The following is a 21,093-nucleotide window of genomic DNA, read 5'->3' on the forward strand; positions in this document are numbered from 1 at the left end:
CTGTAGTTCAATCAGCTTTAGGGATTGCCCGCAGTTAACCCTCACTACTAGCCAATCACTTGACTAGCAGGGCTTGCTGATATATTTAATTAACTTTAGTTATAATTGGTTAAATAAATCGTAACAGTTAATTACCCTTTCTTCTTAAAATAAATTTTCATAATCGGTTTTTTTGCAACAAAAAAACCTCTCCGATAAGAAGAAGTTACGTATATCTTCGTCTTATCTCCCAGAACAAAAATGTTCTGCTGGAATTAGCACCTGCATCGCGGTTGCTGGGTTTCATCGGGCCAGTCCCTCCACCTCTCTGGATAAGAAAATATTCACTTTAAATTTAACTATACGTAATTTTATTATAATTGTCAAATAAATATAAAAATTATATTTTCTTCTTTATTGTTCATACTACAAAAAGATGTACAAAAGGAGGCTACTACGTTGCAAAAGAATGCTCGTGGATACGTACAAGATTCTTTTCAATCATTACAAGAAGCAAAACATTGTTTAGAAGATGCATTACAAACTGTTGAAGAAGATTTTAATCGTGCACGTATTGAACAATCCCTTTACGCTGTAGAACAAGCATTACAAAGATGCGATTATACCGTTCATATTTTAGAACAAGAATGAAAACTTCCCATCAAAAGATGGGAAGTTTTTTTTCAAATGGCATACTTCATCATTATTACCGTTATGATTAAAAAATATACAGAATTAACAATTTCTAAAATCCCTACTTTTAATATAGAAATCTTTTTGCCATACAACATAATGGCCCGAATTACACTTGGTACAAATATGAGTGAACACCACGGATTTATAGTAAATACGATTACCGTTAATATAATATGATATCCCCAAGATATAAAACGATACTTCGGATTATTTTTTTCACGAATCATCGTTTTCACATAAAACGTACTTCCTAAAAAATATAGAAATGAAATAAGCGCAATGAATAATGCGGTTCTATCAATAAATTTCATTGAGAAATAATAACTTATTAAGCCACCTATACAAAACACAATAATCGCGCAAATATCATTTAGTAATGCTCGTTCATTTTTTTGACGAGCGTAATACATATTTACAATAAACAATGGAATCATTAATACTGCGAATAAAAGAATTCGCCATTCATATAATAAAGAAATCATCCCAAATACAAATGCAATGATAAAATAAACAATTGCAGCGTGTAGAAATTCTTTTTTTCGTCTTTGCCTTATGTACATGAGAAATGGATAAGTAGCTAGATAGATAAAGAACCAGGCTAAAAACAATGGGATATGATAAAAAGTAGGTTTACCAAGTAATACACTTAATAGAAATGGTATGACAAGCATCGCCCATGCACCATGTTGCTTCGGAATAACTAACTTCATTAACTATACACCTCCCCCTTGAAAAAAGTTCTCACCTACTATTATACAAATAATTTCATATAATAACGGATATATATTAGATCTATTTTCTGACAATAAAAAATGCTCCTTACACTATGTAAGAAGCATGAAAGAGGCAAACGAATATGTAAGTCGCGACCCTACCTTATATGAGTATGCTTTTCTATGTCACGTTATGCTCATCTAATATACCGTATTTCTTTTTAAATCTTGTGAGGATCGTAATCCATGACGTGCTAAATAACAGAAGGAAAATAACATTCGATATCGCATGACTCAGATCAAAGTAAAAACTTGCGACATAGTAGGCAATAACTGTTTCCCACGTTGCTTCTTGTATAAAACCAAGAAGACCCCACAAATTCATAATCCAGCCAAATAGAAATCCAACGGCAAATCCATATATGAGTCGTCCCCATAGTTTTTTCATCAAAAATGTATTTCGGAGTAATCCTGCTATAAAACCGATCATGCCCCAAGAGAACATTTGCCACGGAGTCCACGGACCTTGTCCTAAAAAAATGTTAGATACAATAGCCGCTGTTGCCCCAATCATAAAGCCAGTTTCACTCCCAAAAACAATTGCAGCAACGATAATGACAAAAGAAGTCGGTTGTACACTTGGTAAAATAGAAAATGGTACCCGGCTAACCGCTGCAATCGCCGCTAACACCGCAACGATAACAATTTCACGTGAAACAAACGCCTTCCTTTCAAAACGGACGTAGAAAGGTAGCATAATGACAGCTAATAAAAACAAACTACTTACCATGTAATACCCGTCCATAATAAGAGTCGTAAAGAGTAGTGTACATATTGCAACGGCAAAAATAAATATTATAAATGCGACATATCGTTTGGACACGCTTCGTACACATCCTCCCACGTTAATGCAAATGGCAACTCTCTACGGATGAATCGGTTAATAGATGTTGTATAAAAGAAGTTACCACTAAAGAACTCTTTCGGTGCATCATTCATAATGACTTTCCCGTCAAATAACATCATACATTGATCAACGTATTTCGCTGCAAACTCAATATCGTGCGTTGCCATTACAATTGTTGTACCTTCTTTTTGCAACTGTTTAAATAGCTCTCCGACTCTTTCCTTTTTCCATGGATCTAGTCCCTTTGTCGGCTCATCCAGTAATAATAACGTTGGCTTTGATAATAACGTTGTACATAATGCGAGTAATTGTTGCTCTCCGCCGCTACAATCATGTGGATGGCGCTCTTTAAGTGAATCTAACCAGAACTTTTTCAACATTTCTTCTGCTATTACTTTTCCCTCTTCGCCATATAATTCACGCGCACGCTCATAAACCTCTTCCCATACTGTATCAAATGTAAAATGATAGTACGGATGTTGCGATACATACCCTATACTTTTAAATCGTTCTTTCGAATCAATTTTATGTATCACTTTTCCATTCCACTTTACCTTACCTCTTCTAGCTTTTTGCAATCCTGCTAAAATCGTTAACAGTGTAGACTTCCCAGTTCCGTTTTTCCCAACTAGAGCTGTCCATTTTCCCTTTTCGATGTTCACTGTTAAACCTCGTAAAATAAGTGGACTATTTTTTTCATATTGAAAAGATATATGTTCTGCACTTAAAATTACTTCTTGCTTTTCACATTGTTCTACTTGCCCATTCCTATATGATATCGCTGAAAAATCATTCATTTTCATTTGCGCTTCTCGCACTGTAAATGGAATCTCTTTCACATTCCACTCTAAAAACAATCTTGGAATTTGCGGAATGAATGGACGGAACTTTTCTACTTCCCACATGTTCGCTATAACCGTTTTAGGGCTACCATCATAAACGATTCGGCCCTTATCCATACAAACGACACGAGTCGCTAGCGACATCACCTCATCTAAACGATGTTCACTTAAAATAATCGTAATTCCAAGTTCTTCATTAATACGCTTTAACAATCCTAAAAACTCTTTCGCTGCAATCGGATCTAGCTGCGCTGTCGGTTCATCCAGTAATAGTAACTTCGGCTGCATGACTAATACCGCCGCTAAATTTACTAGTTGTTTTTGACCACCAGATAAAGTATGAACAGATTGATGTAACAAATCTTGAAATCCTAAAAAGCTAATGAGTTCCGCTATTCTTTGTTGAATAATATGTGATGGTAGCCCGATATTTTCTAAAGAGAATGCTAATTCTTGAATAACTGTATCCATTACGAGCTGATTTTCTGGATTTTGAAATACCATCCCAATTTCTTGTGCAGATAATAAATCAGGTACTTCTTCTAATAAAGCACCATCATAATATGTATGTCCAGAACGCGTGCCAATTGGAAGTAACTCCTTTTTGAAATGCTTTAATAAAGTTGTCTTCCCAGAACCTGAACCACCAGCAAGTACTATAAATTCTCCTTTTTGAACAGAAAGAGAAATATGCTGTAACGCTTCTTCATTTTCATCAGCATATATAAATGATAAATTCTTTATTTCTGCATGCGCCACCATATCCATTCCCTTCCTTCCATTACAATAGGTAAACTAATAAACATCATAAATAGGAAAAACATCATTCCATCGTATTGCTGGAATAGTATTGATTCCACTTTCGGATAAATGATCAATTTCCCTCCACCATAATAACTAAATATGAATGAGGTTATAAGTAGAATACTTAAATAACTTAGCGTGTACCAATCGCGTCTTTCCATTCTATATCGAATATAAGTCGTACGCTTCGTTACACCAAATCCGCGAGCTTGCATAGAATCTGCTGTTTGTAGTGCATCTTCTAACGAACAAACTAATAACACTTGCAGTAACTTCATCCCATTTCTTATACGCTCAATGAGTGAACCTGAATCTAATTGTACACCTTTCGTTTTTTGGACGAGTGTAATTTTCTTTAACCGCCTAATAAACAAAGGAACAAATCGCACTGTAATCATCGTTAACAATGCAACTTTCGGTGAAATTCTTGAAAACAAATATAAAAATTTATGACTCGAAATAATATCGTTATAAGAAGCAAACGTAAACATAATCGTAACTAATAATAGCCCCATAACAAGCCCAAACATAACTGCCTCAAGCTTAATCCGGCTATCTCCTAACCAAAATAACGTAGTCGCCCCTCTATGTGTTAATAAAGAATTAAATAAAATTACCATTAGAAAGAATACGATAGTACTAGGCAGCATGTTTCTTATTTTCTCGCCATTTCCTTGTACTATATTTAAGATTACTATTAGTACAATCGCTCCAATTAAAAAAAGAGGATGAAGACACATCATACATAGTATCATCACCCCAATATAATAGAAAAAATTCACAAAAGGATGTAAAGAAGAAAAGCTTATTTTCATAGTCCTTTACCGAAGGTCCTTTCTTATTTTAATACATACACCCATTCAATTGTATCTCCTGGTTTTACTGTAACTACACCAGCACTACGATTCGGAAATGCACCGTTCACACGGTATTTCCAACCACTTGTATCACTTATATCTTTTTCGTATAAATCATTAATCCCTTTTACGTAAACATCACCTTTAGATCCACTTGCATCAACATCTAATCCTGTACTATTTAGTACACTATATACAGTAGCACCTTCTTGTACATCAACCTTTTTCGCACCTAATAAGTATCCTTCATGTCCTTTTACCGAGATAGTGACTTGTTTCGCTTGCGGTTTCGGTACTGGTACTGGATCTGATTTTGGTGGTTCAGGAGTTGGTACTGCCGGAGTCGGTATCGTTTTCTCCTCTTTATTCGTATCTTCCTTTTGCTCCTGCTTCGGTGTTTCTTTCGGCTGATTAACAACCTTCGCTTCTTCTTTTACTTCTGGTGCTTTCTGCTGCTGAGGTTTCTCTTCTTGTACTTTTTGTTGCTCTGGTTGTTTATTTGCAGCAGGCTGTTCCTTTGGTTTCTCTTCCTTCTTTACTTCAGGTTGTTCCTGCACCTTTTCTTCTTTTTGTTTCTCTTCTACTTTTTGTTCTTGTTTATCTTTCTGCTCTTCTTGTGGTTTCTGTTCCGGTTCAGCTTGTTTCTCTTCCGGTTTCGGTACATCTTTTTGTTCTTCTTGTTTCGCTACTTCTTTTTGCTCTTCTTGCTTCGGTTCGGCCTTCTTCTCAGGTTTTACAGCCGTTTCTTCACATCCAGCTAATAATCCCAATGAAAGAACTAAAGAAATGAACCATTTCATCTTACTCATGCTGCCCCTCACCTTTCATAATAAAGTGAAACTTTAATGAGTGGAGATTTTGTTCATCTCCACTCATTATTAGCCCTCACCTTTTATAATAAAATTAGGAGCAAATGATTGCTCCTAATTTTTGTTAAGCTGCTTTACGTCTCCATAATACATATGCAGAAGCGATACATAATACACCCATACCTACTTGTGCAGCTGCACTATGAGAAGATGCTCCTGTTTGTGGTAATTGATTCTTATTCTTATTTGTTTCTTTATTAACTCGTTCGTTATCTACAACAACTTTTAGATTTTCATCTTTTGGTTGTTTTTGTAACTCTTCTTGTTGTTTCGGTTGTTCTACAACTTCTTTTTCTTCTACAGTTGGCTCTGGTTCTACAATTGGTTTCGTATCGATTTCATTCTCTACTACATTTGACCAATCATAAATCGATTTTCCAAGCTCTTTAAACTGAAGTAAAGCTAAAAATGCTTGCTCTGTAGCCATTCCACTACCGTTTTGATCACTTGGTAACCATTTGAACTCACCATTTGGAAGCTGATATGACATTAAATTTTGTACTGCTTTATTAAGACGATTGTGATCTACATCTTTAACTAACGATAGTCCAATAATTGCTTGTGCAGTACTATTAGAATTCTCTTGTCCATCAGCAGCAAAACCACCATTACCTAACTGCTGCTTGTATAAGTAATCCACAGCTTTTTGAATAGCTGGCTTAACGTCTTGTTGTTCTTGATAAGGAGCTAATGCTGCTAATACCATACTTGTTACATCAACGTTACTAGCACTTTCTTTACTACTTGAACTATCATACGTCCAGCCACCGTCTGTATGCTGCGCCTGTAAAAGTGCTTGTACTAAAGTAGCTCGATTCCATTTCGCTTCAGCCGGAACCTCATATTTCTTTGTATCTAATGCAAGTAATGTAAATGCGTATCCTGTAACGGAATTCACTTTATCTGATTCAAATAAATTTTGTACTAAATTTTGTCCCTCTACCTTTGTAGGATCTACGTTCATTGCATTCATCATAATAATCGTTCTAGCTAAATCTGTTGCTGAAAAACGATTTAAACGCTTCTTAACTTTTTCAGCTACTGGCTTAACATAGTTTATTTTCGTTTCAAGTGGAACATTTACACCTGAACGAGCAAGTCCAATCGCAACCCAATCACTACTAATTCCATCTTGTAACATCTTTTCTGACGTTTTAGAAATCGCTTCGTTTAATTGTGCGGCTGGGATTTCGATTTTCTCTTGCTTTGGTTGTTCTGTTGTTTTATCTTCTAGTTTTGGTTCTTCTGTTTTACCATCTGGTTTTTCTGGTTTTGGTTCTTCTGGTTTTGGTTCCTCTGTTTTACCATCTGGTTTTTCTGGTTTCGGTTCCTCTGTCTTTGGCTCTTCTACAGTTTTACAAGTGCCAAATTTATCTAACGTTTGTTGCAATGTTTCTTGACTCATATTGCTCCAGTCTGCGACGTAACGAAATGCAACAACATCCCCAGACTCTAATTTATAACTATCCGCCCCAACTTCTGCAGATTTGTCATTTACATCATACAACCAACCGCTCGTTGCTCCGGCCATTAATCCATCGATGCCCTTTATATAAGTTCCAAATGACATACTTTCAGATGTTACTTTGTCACCCATGACTTTTTGTAGCAAACTAAAAGCTGTTTCTCCATCTTCAATGGAAACTTCTTTCGGACATAACATAATTCCTTTTTGTGATTCACCAATAATTGCAAGTTTCGCTGTCTTTCCTTCAGCAAACGTAATATGTACTGTATTCGAAAAAGAAACAAATACAAGTGCCACTGCCATTAATGATGTAAGCAGCCATTTCTTTAACATTGCCATCCCAAAATCCCCTCCCTTTACTAACATTCACACAAAAAAAGACCCTTTAAGGGTATGCGGTTGACACTCTCTTTTTGTAAGTGTCGAACAAAAATGTACAACACCTCCTACCCGCATTATTCGCGGCTATATTTGTATAGGAAAAATAATTTTGTTTATGAACGCACCATTGTGATAACATTCACTTTTCTAGGCAAAATTTACTCCCTTTTCAAGTCATCCCGCTATTCGCCGAGCAGTAAGACCCCCACCTCAAATTCAACGAAAGCAAAGAAGTTAGGTAGGGATCAACTGCCCGTAAATGCCCGATTGGTGAAGGCTAATAATCAGTGGGATGAACAAAATCCCCACTGATTAAAATTTCACTTTATCGTAAATACGATAAACCTATACATTCTGTAATTTTTAAATTCTGTATTATTTTACTATTGACAAAGAATTTTGTCCATGCTTTATCGGATTTATTTTCTAAGAATAATAGCTTAATAGCCTTCCATTATTAGAATTCATCCCTCACTATGTAAGCTTTTATCACTAACAATAATTCCATCTTCATCTGCATAAACATATTCATTCGGTTTCCATTCAACTTCACCAAATTGCAATGAAATATTTCGCTCTCCTTTTCCTTCTTTTACACTTCTATTTGGCATCGTCCCCAATGCTAAAATACCGATATTAATATTTTTTAGCTCCATAGAATCACGAACATATCCATTTACAATAATTCCTGCTAAGTTTCTTTCTTCCGCAATAGCTGCTAAATTATCACCAAGTAACGCACAATTTTTAGAAGCTCCACCATCAACCACTAATACCGTTCCTTCTGGCAGTGTTTGTAACCCCTCTTTTACTAGTACATTATCATCCTTCACTTTTACTGTTGCGATTTTCCCATAGAATTGTTCTTTCTTTCCATAAGATTGAAAAGACTGGCGACATATTTGTAATTCTTGTTCAAATTCATCACATAGATCGGTAGTTTTCCACATCTCTTTCCCTCCTTTCTTTTCCTTTTATATTACATATTCTTGGATTTTTTTCGTTTCCCTGTCTAATGTTGCAATAATTTGTATGTGCGGTGAACGTCATATATAAATGAAATAAAATAAAGCTTACCACTTGAAACTGTTGCTTTAAGTAAAAAGCTTTATTATAATCTATTGCACTCCTATGAAAAACATTTATTCTAGCATAAACATAAGAAGGGATTGATCATAATGATCCATCCCTTCTGTCAAAGTATAATATCACTAAAAATTCTGTAAAAATCTTAGTTCCAAATTTTATTTACCCATTCAGGATGATCAATAAAAGGATTACGATTATGTTGATATTTTGTAAAAATCACTTCATTACGCTTTCGCTCTAAATCATCGACAGGGTCTTGTTCATTCCATTTTAGTAAAACGGATAGTTTACCCATGTATGGATCTTTATTGTTATTCACCTTTTCATTTAATTCTAAGTCTATTTCGCCGTTGTCTCCTTCATAACGAACAGCCATGTAAAATAGCATTCTAGCGATATCTCCTTTTACACTATCACGAGGTTCCCAAGAATCACTATCGTACTTACATTCTGTCGCTTCTGAATGATTCACACCACCATTATCAAAATCCAGATTTCCACGTGAGCTATTTACAGATACATCCGTCGCTCTTAAATGATGCAGATCTGTTCCTGGTCCTGCAGCCGTTCCAAAATCACCGTGTGATTTTGCCCAAACATGCTCTCGGTTCCAGTTATCAACTCCTGAACCATTCGTAAATTCCCCTTGCGAACGCCCAGTATATAAGAGCAACACATTATTTTTATTATTTGGATCTTCATCAGTATCTCTTAGCGCTTCCCAAACCGCACTGTATGATATCTTTGTATGATTATCAATAACATTATGAAGTTCCTTCTTTAATTCTAAACCCGTTTTTCCTATAACGTTATTATAATATGTATCGTCATAGTTTTTTACAGTAATCTCTTGTGCTGAAAACGTATCTACTTGTGGAGATGCAGAAACTACTTCACCATGTACGATATCTGTGAATGATAGAGATGCAGAACCTAAAATAAAAAATGATGATAGTGTAACCATAGCAAGTTTTGTGTTTCGGAACTTCATATACCCATTTCCCCTTTAAAATACAATTTGAATTGATTAATCAAAACATGCTTTCTAAACCCATGAAATCTTTGAAAACTACGTACACGTTCTTTCTATATAATAGATAACCCTATTCAGCCTGTATCATTTTCCATGCTTTTGGTTTATCTGTTTTCGCCCCTAAAACAATCCATCTTTTCTCTTTACCATTTTCTTGATAATTTACTGGATAACCGTCTGTATATAGGAAGTATTCATCCGGCTGATTCGGATTTGGATATACTTTAAACTGTGCAGTGTTTGTCTTTCTCTTTGCAAGATGCACCCAATTTGTCATGTTAGAGTAATTTAGGAATACGTATTGCCCATAGTTGGATTGGGTCATTTTTAACAATGCACTTTCTCCTTGGTGGAGAATCCCGTTATTATCTTTATCAAATACAAACTGAACTGGTGTGCCATGAACTTTATTATCATCCAGTGGATTAGATAATAGTGCATAATCATTAGAAGCATATACTTCAAATGTTAAACCTCTATTTAGAAACTCACTTGGTACGATGTAGTATTTTTTATTTTCTTGTATTGCTTCTCCTTTAGAATCTCTCACTATCGTATTTTCAATTTCTTCAACTGTCGCATTTCCAACATATGTATTAAACCATAAATGAATAAATCCTGCCGTATTTCTTTGTGCTTTCTCTAAACTCCTCTGCACAGCTGGCATAACTTCTTGTTGCCAAATATCATTGTTTCCTTTATTGTATTGAGATTTAATCTTATCATTGGTAATATTCAGGATCTCTGCCTTTGCAAGTTTAGCAGTTTCATGTATCCACTGCTTTGGATCCCCTGAATTCACCAAATTATATTTTCCCTCTCCATCCGATACTTCAAACTGCGTCTGAATTGTCGTCACATAATTTTCAAAAGCACTATGGAATTTTAAAGCACTCATGTCAACAGCTGTAAAATTGGCAGCATGCATCGGTTGAGTCGCATCTGTAAAATAGTGCGTCGCAACACCTAAATAGTAGAAAGCCTGTTTCCAATCATTTTTCTTAAAATAATCACCTGCTAATGTGAAATATTTGTCTCCTTGCGTCAAAGCTGTTGGTTGCTTTTCTCCTTTATAATTCATCTTAGTATCAGGATCGTAAAAGTGGGATTTCCATCCTCCTTTAATTAATCCGTCAATACCTATCGTACCTGTACCCCCATCGTTGAATTCATCCAGATAATCAGCATCATAAAGACCTCTTTCAAATAACTCCTTATATTCAGGGGTATTTAAAAATTGTAGTTCATTTGTTTTAACTGTCTTATCTTGATTACGACTCATAATTTGAATAGCATTTCGTGCAATCCATAAGTGTGTGCTTTCATTAGGATGGTGTGGATGCTCAGCAGACCACCTCTTCACACGTTTGTGCTCTTGATTTTCCTGTTTCATTGCGTCTCCTATTCCACAAGCAGATGCTACTGTTGGAATTGTCACAATGCCAGAAGATATTGCTGTTACAAGAGCCAATGTACATAGTTTCTTTTTCATACTGTTCTCCTAAATTTTAGTTTCTTCAATTACATAAACAATTTTTATTTTCACAAAGAATATTCTTCTCTAGTAAAGACTATTAAAATATTCGCTTACAGTAAAAAGTAGTTTAATGATAACTTATAAACTTCAATTTTTTTATGCAATTATACATATTTATTGAATAGTTCATAAAAAAAATTCACATAAAAAAGCTCATTTCTTATCTTTTCAAATAAGAAACAAGCTTTTCTTTTCCAACTACTAATCCTAATATAGGTCTATCTGTCTCGAAAACTTTTGGAGTTACTTGATGTTTATGTTGAGAATAGAACTACCTTTATTTACTTATTTATTTGGCATCGAATCTATATACTTTTTAACTACTTCATATACATATTCTTGATTTGCCGCTGCTGTATTCGGGTTGTATTTTCCGCCGTTTGTTTTATTGTTAGATAATACTCGAATTCCTAAGAATGGTACGTCATAAGCTTTTGCGATTTGCGCTGCTGCAGCACCTTCCATTTCTTCTACAGATGTACCGTATTTTGTATGGAACCACTTAATTCGATCAACTTCATTATTCCAAACGTCTGCTGAACCTATAGTACCTTCTACCACTTTACCTTTTGTATACTTGTCTTTTACTGCATTAGCTGCTGCAAGTAAATCCTTATCTCCCTCGTAGTATCGGATTTTCTCAGCATTTGGATCTTCTCCTGCACTTCCTTCAGAAGCCATCAGGTCCATAGATATCCATTTTGCCGGCTCAATTCCTTGGTTCTCATCCATATTTGTTGTTTTTAATGAACCTATATTCGCGACTTTTTTTCCTAAAACAATATCAAATACGTTTAAATTAGGATCATGCCCGCCTGATGTTCCTTGGTTAATAATCGCTATAGGCTTATATTTTTCAATAGCCACTGCTGTAGCGGCTGCTGTATTTTCCATTCCTTTACCTGTTTTCGCGACGATTACAGGATAATTGTCTACAGTTCCTTTATAAAATACAAAACTCCCAGACTTTTCTTCTTTCACATTTTTTAACCTTTTTGCAAATTTTTCAGCTTCTATTGGCATTGGGCCTTGAATTAAGATAGGATTTTGAGTACTTTTCGCCTCTGCTGCTTGTTTTGGACTAGCATTACATCCTGCAAGTATTGAGAATGATAATGCGATAGTAGTTGCTAGAGCACCATATTTTTTCAACAGGTTTTTCTTCATAAATAATCTCTCCTCTTTCTCTTGTTGTTTTCTATACTCGATGTTTTGGTCCAAAGAAAAAAGCTCTAGAAATTGTAGAAGAATCTCTACTTTCTAGAACTACGGTAGTCAAAGTTAATTAAGCAAAAGATGAGACCATTGCTAAATTATAGATCGGTAGCGGCTCAATACAGAAAGCGACCGAATACTTTAACCCGTAGTCCAGTTCTTTCATTGGGAACTAGGTAGAAACGCTCGGACCATATTACCGAGTATATACGAGTGATGTTATTCAAAATTATTATATTGCTAATATAACAAACTATTTGTGAATATACAACAAAAATATGAACATTTTTATTTAAATTGATTAAAACGTTCGTTTTTTTAAGTATAACAGATGAAAAACATTATTTTTAAATGGATTGATCCGTTAAAACCCAAAATCCATATACTGAACTAGAATTAGTTCAGTATATGGATTTCAATGAGTTCTCTTTGAAGTTATATAAAGGTATATTTATCTTTTCCCTTCAGTACACGTTACTTTAAAAATAATGAAGTTGTTCAATTTTAGAGGTTCAAGTAGAAAAATCCCACAACATATTATAAATATGCTGTGGGATTTAAATTAAAGTGTTCTTTGAAAAGTAAGCCTTAATAAGGATTGTATTTCAAATTCATAGGTTTACTATCACTTTTTTTCAAATATGTAACGATTCTATATCCCGTTAAATTTCACTATTTACTTCGTTACCTCACCAAACTGCGCTCTCGTCACTTTCGCTAAGTCATCAACTTTAAGCTCAATTTGTATACCAATTTTCCCGCCGCTTACAATGATCGTTTCAAGTGATTGGGCACTCCCATCAATACATGTAGAAAGTAACTTCTTCATCCCTACTGGTGAACAACCACCGCGAATATACCCTGAAACTTTCGTAATATCTTTAACCGGAATCATTTCAATCTTCTTTTCACTTACTGCTTTTGCGGCTGCTTTTAAATTGAGTTCCTCATCTACTGGGATAATGAACACATGATAATCTTTACTATTCCCTTGAGCGACAAGTGTTTTATATACTTCTCTCACTTCTCTACCAATTTTCCCCGCAACTGATACGCCATCAATTTTCCCATCGTCTGGATCATATGACATCATCGAATATTCAATTTTTTCTTTATCTAATATTCGCATCGCATTTGTTTTATCTTTTTTCATAATGTTCTCCTTAAAAGGTTATTTCATATCATTAAGTTTTCTTTTATTATACACTCTTTTCCATTTCTCCTACATCACTTCACGCTTTTTTCAAAACTGAAAACATTGATTTTTCAAAATTCATCTGATATAATTTGGAAAAACTTATGTTAAGGAGAGATTTGTAATGCGAAATTTTAATACTTCTTTCCAACTTCATCATCATACGTAACGCCGTGTATCCGAAGAAAAATTTTTCTTCGTGGGTACAGGGCTTTTCCTGTTGACCCACGAAGCGTTCATAAAGCTATGTGGGTATTTTTATACCCGCATAGCTTTTTTTAATTTAAAAGAGGAGTGATTCTAGTGGAAATGAAAAATGTAAAAGGAACAAAAGACTATTTACCAGAGGAACAAGTACTGCGAAATAAAATTAAAAGAGCATGTGAAGATACATTTGAAAGGTATGGGTGTAAACCTTTAGAAACTCCAACGTTAAATATGTATGAACTTATGTCATACAAGTACGGCGGTGGTGATGAGATTTTAAAAGAAATATATACACTTCAGGATCAAGGAAAACGCGAGCTTGCCTTACGTTACGATTTAACAATTCCATTCGCCAAAGTTGTCGCGATGAATCCAAATATTCGCCTCCCTTTTAAACGTTATGAAATTGGTAAAGTATTTCGAGATGGTCCGATTAAGCAAGGGAGATTTCGTGAATTCATTCAATGTGATGTTGATATAGTTGGTGTAGAGTCTGTCATGGCAGAAGCTGAACTTATGAGCATGGCATTTGAACTATTCCGAACGTTAAACTTAGAAGTAACGATTCAATATAATAATCGAAAATTATTAAACGGTATTCTCCAGTCTATTAACATCCCTACCGAATTAACAAGTGACGTAATTTTATCATTGGATAAAATCGAAAAGATTGGGATTGATGGTATACGAAAAGATGTATTGGAGCGTGGAATTTCTGTAGAAATGGCCGACACGATATGTAATACCGTTTTATCTTGCCTAAAACTTACTATTGCCGACTTTAAAGAAACTTTCAATAATCCACTTGTTGACGATGGAGTAAACGAATTGCAACAATTACAGCAATACTTACTCGCTCTCGGAATAAATGAAAATACGATATTCAATCCATTTTTAGCAAGAGGACTCACAATGTATACAGGCACTGTGTATGAAATCTTTCTAAAAGATGGCACGATTACATCTAGTATCGGTAGCGGTGGTCGTTACGATAATATTATCGGAGCCTTCCGTGGTGATAATATGAGCTATCCAACTGTAGGGATTTCATTCGGTTTAGATGTCATTTATGCAGCTCTATCACAGAAATCAACAACATCATCTACAGCGGATCTTTTTATCATTCCACTCGGGACAGAATTACAATGTTTACAAATCGCCCAGCAATTGCGCTCTACTACTTCCTTAAAAGTCGAACTTGAACTAGCAGGACGCAAATTAAAACGTGCCCTGAACTATGCAAATAAAGAAAATATCCCATACGTACTTATAATTGGTGAAGAGGAACTATCTACAGAAACAGTTGTGCTGCGAAATATGAAAGAAGGTAGTGAAGTAAAGGTTCCCCTCTCTTCCTTAGAAAATAACACATTTAATAACTATATATAATAAGCGCCACCCTCATTTCGGTGGTTTTTCTAGTGAAGAAATAAAAAACCATTTAGTTTACATAATATAATTATCACATTCTCTAAATGTGAATCACAAAAAAATATCCATTACCCACTATATTTGGTAATATATTCATACACACATATTGTTTAGGAGGAATTAACTTTGAAGGCAGTCGTAAAAGCATTAAAGTGGACTACAGGTATCTCTCATCTTTTATTAATTCCTTGTTACGTATTTCAAGGGCTATTTGACTTATCCGGGATACTGTTCTTTATATTAATTACTTTACATATCATCACTAGTGTATTAGCTAAAAAGGAAGGCATGAAAGCCTATGCTAATTATATAGGAATCTTGGCTATTCTAGTTGCTTTCTTTCCCTATATACAAATCGCTATACATATTATAGCGTCGATTTTCCTTCTATTAGATGCGGCTTCGACGAACACAAAAGAAGTGTATGATTCATAGTGAATTAAAAACAAAAATTAGAGACAGATTTTTCAACCCTATACAAAAAAGAGGGCAGATATGCATCTCCCTCTTTTGTCTAACTATTATTATTCTTGTTCTTGCTCGTCCATAATCTTCTCAAACGCAGCAGATACTTTTTCAAATTCCTCGTCATTCTCTATGTATGAGAATTCATTATCTTCTTCTACTTTTAAAAAGAAGATATCAATGTCTTCCTCTGTTTCTGTTTGAATGTCTTCTACAAAGGCAACCGCAATGTATTCTGCTCCTTCGACATCCATCGCTCCAAGCACTTCAACTTCCTGTTCTTCATTATTCTCATCGGTAAGACTAAAAATTTCGCCTACTTCAATTGCTTCCATATTCATTCTCCTCCTATCATACTCTAAAAAATAAAACGTTCAAATTGCACACTTACTAACATATCTTTCCATAAAAAAGTTGAATTCATACAGAAAGAACAACAAATTCTTGCTGGTTCAGCAAAAGTATTCAACTATAAGGATATCATTTATGAATAGGAATGAACATATTTTAAATGAGATAATTGGATTAATTAATTTAACATCCTTCTTTCGATTTTCGAAAGACCTCTATGTTCCATAACGATTCTTTCATATAGGTAGCAAGCATGCCACCTTTCAATCTGTAAGTAAATACTAAAATGGCACCTCATACCCTGATTCGTTTCTGTACGTTTTTAGGATGAGAGATAAACCCTTCTATATAAACTAAAGAGACTTATGCAGTAATTCCAGTATATCTTTCATCGCAAAAGGACCGTCTTTTTTTACATGCTCCGCGAATTCAGAAACGAGACGTAATGTTTTCACACTTTCAATTGGATGATCCCCTGACGCGCTTTCAGCAGAAAGCATAACAGCATTCGTTCCGTCCAATACAGCCTGAAATACATCAGTCACCTCAGCTCTTGTAGGAATAGAGTGATCTACCATAGATTGAAGCATTTGTGTCGCTGTAATTACATATGTATTCGTTCGATTGCACTCACGAATCATCATTTTTTGTAAAAGCGGAATAAATTGATACGGCAGTTCCACACCTAAATCTCCCCTTGCGATCATAATGCCATCTACTTCTTTGCATATGTCTTGAAAATTCTCGATCGCTTCCATCGTTTCTATTTTTGCAATTAAATTCGGGGAAGTTTCTTTATGTTCTTGTATAAACTCTCGTATTTCCTTTATATGACTAGGTTTTCGCACAAAGGAACACGCAATAAAATCAACATTCTCTTCTAAAAGAAACTGAATGTCTTTTTTATCTTTCTCTGTAATAGCTGGTAAACTAACAATTGCACCTGGTAAATTCACCCCTTTATGAGAGGCAATATTTCCACCTGTTTTTATCCTCGTTTCTATTTTGTCCGCACTTACCTTTTCAGCGATTAACTCAACTTCTCCATCATTTATAAGAATCCTACTACCAACTTTCACGTCATTCGCAATCCCTACATAATCAACACTTGCTTCTTCTTTATTCCCTTGTACTGGATGAGTATGTAAAATAAATAACTCCCCTGCTTCAAGTGTAATTTGTTCCTCTTTCATTTCACCCAATCTTATTTTAGGACCTTGTACATCCCCTAGAATTTTAATAGAATCGTCTAACGATTTTACTAAACGAATGATATCTTTATGACTTTCATGCGTGCCATGTGATAAATTCAACCGAACAATTTTCATACCATTGTTTATTAACTGCGCTAATGTTTCTTTATTATTACTTGCTGGACCAATTGTACAAACTCGATCAATTGTCATTTTCCCACCATCCTTTTTTAAATGTTTCCCATAAAATAAAGAGAAGATTCTTTTTATAGGAAAGACCGTGCAACTAAGGGTACACAGAGGTTTATATGAGGAGAAGCGATTGCTGAGTAAGTAGCTTAAATTTAACTTTTTGACTCCATAGTTATTGTTAGTTTCGTTGCAATAGGGTACTACTAATAATAAATCTTGTTTACATACGAACGCTAGATTGGGATATCGAAAACAATCAATGGAGGAACCACAATGACTACTCTTCGTAAAAAAATAATGGGACTAACTTTAGCGGGAACGGTAGTGCTATGGTCATTAGCAGCAGGAAGCATGATGAACGGTAACGAGGTAAAAGCTGAGGTGAAAAAAGTAGGAAAGCAACCTAAAAATGTAATTTTTATGGTTATAGATGGGACAAGCTCTTCTGCTACAACATTAGCCCGGTGGTACAAAGGTTCATCTCTTGCACTAGATCAAATTGTATCCGGAGGTGTTCGTACGTATTCAGCAGAATCAGCTATTACGGACTCTGCACCGGCAGCCACAGCTTTAGCGACCGGAAATAAATCTAATTCAGGCTACGTGGGCGTATTACCTTCTGTTGTGAATTCACCTGGCTTAGAACCAGTGAAAGAAGACTGTAAGTTTCGTCCAGTTGCCAACGTCTTAGAAGGCGCAAAACGTTCCGGCCGCGCGACAGGAATCATTGCTACATCAGAAATTCAGCATGCTACTCCGGCTAGTTTCTCTGCCCACCATGCTAACCGCAAGAATTTTGAAGTGCTTGGTGAACAGCAAGTTTATCAAAATATAGAAGTTGTATTAGGTGGTGGAAAGGCAGCAATTCAGCCTACGACAAGCAATGGAATTCGTAAAGACAACGAAGATTTAGTAAAAGTGATTCAAGGCAAAGGGTACGACTTTGTCGAAACAAAAGATGCGTTATTAAACTCCAACTCAAATAAAATCTGGGGTTCTTTCTCTAATACTGCCCTTGCGTTCGATATGGATCGTGAAGAAAATCATCCTGAGCAGCCAACTCTTTCCCTGATGACGAGAAAAGCAATTCAAACATTATCAAAAGATAAAGATGGTTTCTTCTTATTCATAGAAGGTAGTAAGGCAGATTGGGCAGCACATGCAAATGACCCAATTGGGATGATTAGCGATGTATTGGCGTTTGATGATGCGGTTACAGAAGCGTTAACATTTGCGAAGAAAGATGGTAACACTATGGTCATTGCTTTAGCGGATCATGGTAATAGCGGTATTTCCATCGGTAACAGCAATACAACAAAAGGATATGATACTACACCAGTATCAGCTTACATTGACCCACTGAAAAAGGCGAAAATGACACTTGAAGGTGCTACCAGTAAACTAAAAGATGATTTATCTAATATAAAAGAAGTAGCTGCACTTTACGGTTTAGACAACCTAACTGATGATGAAAGAAAAAAATTAAAAGCTGCACATAAGAAAACTGATGTAGGTCCAATCCTTACTAAATTATTGGCCAACCGGGCGAACATCGGTTTTACAACTGGTGGTCATACGGGTGAAGATGTATTCTTATACTCTTACGGTCCTCAAAAGCCATACGGTTTAGTCCAAAATACAGACATTGCGAAAATAATGGCCAAAGCAATGGGCTTTCAATTAGGAGAAATCACTAAGAAATTATTCTTAGATGCTGAAACAGCCTTTAAACAAATTGGTGCAACTGTAACGATTGACAAAAAAGATGTACGAAACCCAGTGCTTGTAGTAAAACGCAATAATACGAAGGCCAAATTGTTTGTTAATAAAAACATTATCTGTATCGGTGGAAAAGATCATGAATTAGGAAGCATCGTTGTAGAAAGCAATGGGAAATTCTATGTACCTGAAAAAGCAATTCAACTATTCACTAAGTATTCTCGCTAAAATAAAAAAGAATCCAAAGGACCTACTACATGCTAGTTCGCTGTACAAACCCAATATCTTTAGCGATATGGGACAAAAGACATTGAATTTCCTTTGCAAATAATTGTAACTCGTCAGATTTAAAAACAGACATAAAAAAACGCCATCCTTTCTATAAAAAGGATGGCGTTTTTTTCGTTATATAGATACAAATTTATCTTATTGAATCCATTCAACAATAGTATCCATAGTTTGTCTTGTTTTATTAAATTTTGGTTCTCCTTTACGATATCCGAATGCAACCATAACTGATACTTCAAGATTACCATCTTTTAAAATTCCTTCTTGACGAAGTAAAGAATCTACTTTTTCTTTATCGAATCCTTCCATTGGACAAGAATCAATACCGATTTGAGCTGCACTAGTCATCATATTAGCTAAAGCAATATAAGATTGCTTTGATGACCAATCAAATACAGCACGTTCGGAGTCTAACAATTTAAAATCGGATTCTTGGAATTTTTTGAAGAATTCATATCTGATCTGTTGAGCTTCTTCAGGCAATCCAATAATATCTTTCATCATGTGCTGAATATACTCTGCATCATAGTGCATATCTTTAATGTTTCTTGAAAGAACAATGACAAAATGACTTGCTGTTGAAAGCTGCCCACCTGCTCCCCATGAATATGGTAATAGTTTTTCTCTTAATTCTTTATTTTGAACCACAATAAATTTCCAAGGCTCATATCCAAAAGAAGAAGGAGATAATCTTCCTGTTTCTAAAATAAACTCAAAATCATCTTCTGAAATTTTCTTCATAGGATCGAACTCTTTACATGCATGCCTAAAATTAAAAGCCTCCATAATTTTTTGTTTTGTACTTTGTGTTGTGTTAGTCATAAAAAATCCTCTTTTCATTAAATTATTTCTTAACTAAATTATATTTTTTAAACAACGATGATACAAGTACGCACATTTTTGTGTTATAGTATCAAAAAATATACCATTGTTAAAGAGGTGCCTTTTTATGATAAATTCAAATGAAAATAATATAAATTGTTCATTTTTAAATAAATATTCTTGTCCAATAGAATCTACCGTCGAGGTTATTGGCGGAAAGTGGAAAGGGGTTATTCTTTATCATTTATTAGATGGTAAGAAGCGATTTAATGAATTAAAAAGATTAAATACTAATATCACCCAAAGAATGTTAACACTTCAACTTAGAGAACTCGAAGCAGATGGCATCATACATCGGGAGGTATATCGTGAGGTACCTCCTAAAGTAGAATATTCATTAACAGAACTTGGAGAGTCACTACGTCCAATTATCCTATTAATGAAGGAATGGGCGACTAATAATATGGAGAAGGTTTTGGAGAGTAGAAATAACACTAAATAATATTTAAAACCTGTACTTAACCATTACAAGCAACTCAAAAAAGATTGCCTCTTAGGATACAGGTAATCTTTTTTTTGAGTTATTTAGGTATGAAATTTGTGTCTTTGTAGCCTATCCCCATCAAGTTAAAAAGGTTTTTGTTCCCCATCAAAGAACTATTTCTGTTTTCTCATTGTTCGCTATAAAACATATACAGTTTCATACGGTAACGATCAAAAAGACATTCCATCCTGTGCAATCTACATCATTTGACACTCCCACCCCTAAAGGGGCTAGCTGACTAACGTCAGTGGGATTCTTGCTACCAAAGGCGAAGTCCATTTCTGGTATCGCTGACG

General features: G+C 35.0%; 19 protein-coding genes and 2 riboswitches. Of the genes, 5 read left to right on the forward strand and 14 right to left on the reverse strand.

Going from position 1 to position 21,093, the window contains the following annotated elements:
- Positions 1 to 219: 219 nt before the first annotated feature.
- A riboswitch (SAM riboswitch) is annotated at positions 220 to 318 on the reverse strand.
- Positions 319 to 438: 120 nt separating this feature from the next.
- Positions 439 to 630 (forward strand): hypothetical protein, encoded by a 192-nt coding sequence (locus JTF23_RS20410; protein WP_002110871.1) that lies wholly within the window; start codon positions 439 to 441, stop codon positions 628 to 630.
- Positions 631 to 662: 32 nt separating this feature from the next.
- Here the strand turns inward: JTF23_RS20410 and JTF23_RS20415 are convergent, their stop codons facing one another.
- The 11 genes from JTF23_RS20415 to ybaK all read right to left on the reverse strand — a co-directional run bounded on the left by JTF23_RS20415 (position 663) and on the right by ybaK (position 13,543).
- Complete coding sequence (locus tag JTF23_RS20415; RefSeq protein ID WP_002110872.1) at positions 663 to 1,385, reverse strand: YwiC-like family protein; 723 nt, start codon at positions 1,383 to 1,385, stop codon at positions 663 to 665.
- Positions 1,386 to 1,569: 184 nt separating this feature from the next.
- Positions 1,570 to 2,271, reverse strand: a complete 702-nt coding sequence (locus tag JTF23_RS20420; RefSeq protein ID WP_016105485.1) for an ECF transporter S component — start codon at positions 2,269 to 2,271, stop codon at positions 1,570 to 1,572.
- Positions 2,244 to 3,905 carry an ABC transporter ATP-binding protein gene (locus tag JTF23_RS20425; RefSeq protein WP_016105486.1) on the reverse strand — a complete coding sequence of 554 codons (1,662 nt, stop codon included), beginning with the start codon at positions 3,903 to 3,905 and terminating at the stop codon, positions 2,244 to 2,246. The genes JTF23_RS20420 and JTF23_RS20425 overlap by 28 nt, the downstream gene beginning before the upstream one ends.
- A complete protein-coding gene (locus JTF23_RS20430; protein ID WP_016105487.1) occupies positions 3,878 to 4,756 on the reverse strand; it encodes an energy-coupling factor transporter transmembrane component T in 879 nt (292 codons plus the stop codon). Before JTF23_RS20430 ends, JTF23_RS20425 begins: the two co-directional genes overlap by 28 nt.
- 23 nt (positions 4,757 to 4,779) lie before the next feature.
- Positions 4,780 to 5,607 carry a DUF4430 domain-containing protein gene (locus tag JTF23_RS20435; RefSeq protein ID WP_204209501.1) on the reverse strand — a complete coding sequence of 276 codons (828 nt, stop codon included), beginning with the start codon at positions 5,605 to 5,607 and terminating at the stop codon, positions 4,780 to 4,782.
- Between the two features lie 124 nt (positions 5,608 to 5,731).
- On the reverse strand, positions 5,732 to 7,474 hold the full coding sequence (locus tag JTF23_RS20440; RefSeq protein ID WP_204209502.1) for a DUF4430 domain-containing protein: 1,743 nt from the start codon (positions 7,472 to 7,474) through the stop codon (positions 5,732 to 5,734).
- Between the two features lie 506 nt (positions 7,475 to 7,980).
- A complete protein-coding gene (gene rraA, locus JTF23_RS20445) occupies positions 7,981 to 8,466 on the reverse strand; it encodes a ribonuclease E activity regulator RraA (RefSeq protein WP_016105490.1) in 486 nt (161 codons plus the stop codon).
- Between the two features lie 281 nt (positions 8,467 to 8,747).
- Positions 8,748 to 9,596, reverse strand: coding sequence for an endonuclease I family protein (locus JTF23_RS20450; protein WP_204209503.1), 849 nt, complete (start codon positions 9,594 to 9,596; stop codon positions 8,748 to 8,750).
- A gap of 112 nt (positions 9,597 to 9,708) precedes the next feature.
- On the reverse strand, positions 9,709 to 11,130 hold the full coding sequence (locus JTF23_RS20455) for a zinc dependent phospholipase C family protein (RefSeq protein ID WP_016105492.1): 1,422 nt from the start codon (positions 11,128 to 11,130) through the stop codon (positions 9,709 to 9,711).
- Between the two features lie 330 nt (positions 11,131 to 11,460).
- Positions 11,461 to 12,342 (reverse strand): 5'-methylthioadenosine/S-adenosylhomocysteine nucleosidase, encoded by an 882-nt coding sequence (locus JTF23_RS20460; protein ID WP_016105493.1) that lies wholly within the window; start codon positions 12,340 to 12,342, stop codon positions 11,461 to 11,463.
- A 177-nt stretch (positions 12,343 to 12,519) separates the two neighbouring features.
- Positions 12,520 to 12,623: riboswitch (purine riboswitch) on the reverse strand.
- A 443-nt stretch (positions 12,624 to 13,066) separates the two neighbouring features.
- Positions 13,067 to 13,543, reverse strand: coding sequence for a Cys-tRNA(Pro) deacylase (ybaK, locus tag JTF23_RS20465; RefSeq protein ID WP_204209504.1), 477 nt, complete (start codon positions 13,541 to 13,543; stop codon positions 13,067 to 13,069).
- 351 nt (positions 13,544 to 13,894) lie between these two features.
- Between ybaK and JTF23_RS20470 the strand changes: the two genes are divergently transcribed.
- Both JTF23_RS20470 and JTF23_RS20475 read left to right on the forward strand, forming a co-directional pair.
- Positions 13,895 to 15,181 (forward strand): histidine--tRNA ligase, encoded by a 1,287-nt coding sequence (locus JTF23_RS20470; RefSeq protein WP_213020114.1) that lies wholly within the window; start codon positions 13,895 to 13,897, stop codon positions 15,179 to 15,181.
- 168 nt (positions 15,182 to 15,349) lie between these two features.
- Positions 15,350 to 15,658: a hypothetical protein gene (locus JTF23_RS20475; protein WP_002110888.1), complete on the forward strand. Its 309-nt coding sequence runs from the start codon at positions 15,350 to 15,352 to the stop codon at positions 15,656 to 15,658.
- Positions 15,659 to 15,747: 89 nt separating this feature from the next.
- Here JTF23_RS20475 and JTF23_RS20480 read toward each other — a convergent pair whose 3' ends face one another.
- Positions 15,748 to 16,029, reverse strand: a complete 282-nt coding sequence (locus JTF23_RS20480) for a DUF1292 domain-containing protein (RefSeq protein WP_002013967.1) — start codon at positions 16,027 to 16,029, stop codon at positions 15,748 to 15,750.
- Positions 16,030 to 16,392: 363 nt separating this feature from the next.
- On the reverse strand, positions 16,393 to 17,445 hold the full coding sequence (locus JTF23_RS20485; RefSeq protein ID WP_016105497.1) for a pyruvate kinase: 1,053 nt from the start codon (positions 17,443 to 17,445) through the stop codon (positions 16,393 to 16,395).
- Between the two features lie 252 nt (positions 17,446 to 17,697).
- On the opposite strand from JTF23_RS20485, the gene JTF23_RS20490 reads away from it, so the two are divergent.
- Positions 17,698 to 19,371 (forward strand): alkaline phosphatase, encoded by a 1,674-nt coding sequence (locus JTF23_RS20490; RefSeq protein WP_204209506.1) that lies wholly within the window; start codon positions 17,698 to 17,700, stop codon positions 19,369 to 19,371.
- Positions 19,372 to 19,569: 198 nt separating this feature from the next.
- On the opposite strand, the gene JTF23_RS20495 is transcribed toward JTF23_RS20490, so the two are convergent.
- Positions 19,570 to 20,253 (reverse strand): NAD(P)H-dependent oxidoreductase, encoded by a 684-nt coding sequence (locus JTF23_RS20495; protein ID WP_204209507.1) that lies wholly within the window; start codon positions 20,251 to 20,253, stop codon positions 19,570 to 19,572.
- Between the two features lie 127 nt (positions 20,254 to 20,380).
- Between JTF23_RS20495 and JTF23_RS20500 the strand changes: the two genes are divergently transcribed.
- Positions 20,381 to 20,755 carry a winged helix-turn-helix transcriptional regulator gene (locus JTF23_RS20500; RefSeq protein ID WP_016105500.1) on the forward strand — a complete coding sequence of 125 codons (375 nt, stop codon included), beginning with the start codon at positions 20,381 to 20,383 and terminating at the stop codon, positions 20,753 to 20,755.
- Positions 20,756 to 21,093 lie beyond the last annotated feature (338 nt).

Source organism: Bacillus sp. RIT 809, assembly GCF_016892495.1.
Classification (GTDB): Bacteria; Bacillota; Bacilli; order Bacillales; family Bacillaceae_G; genus Bacillus_A; species Bacillus_A cereus_U.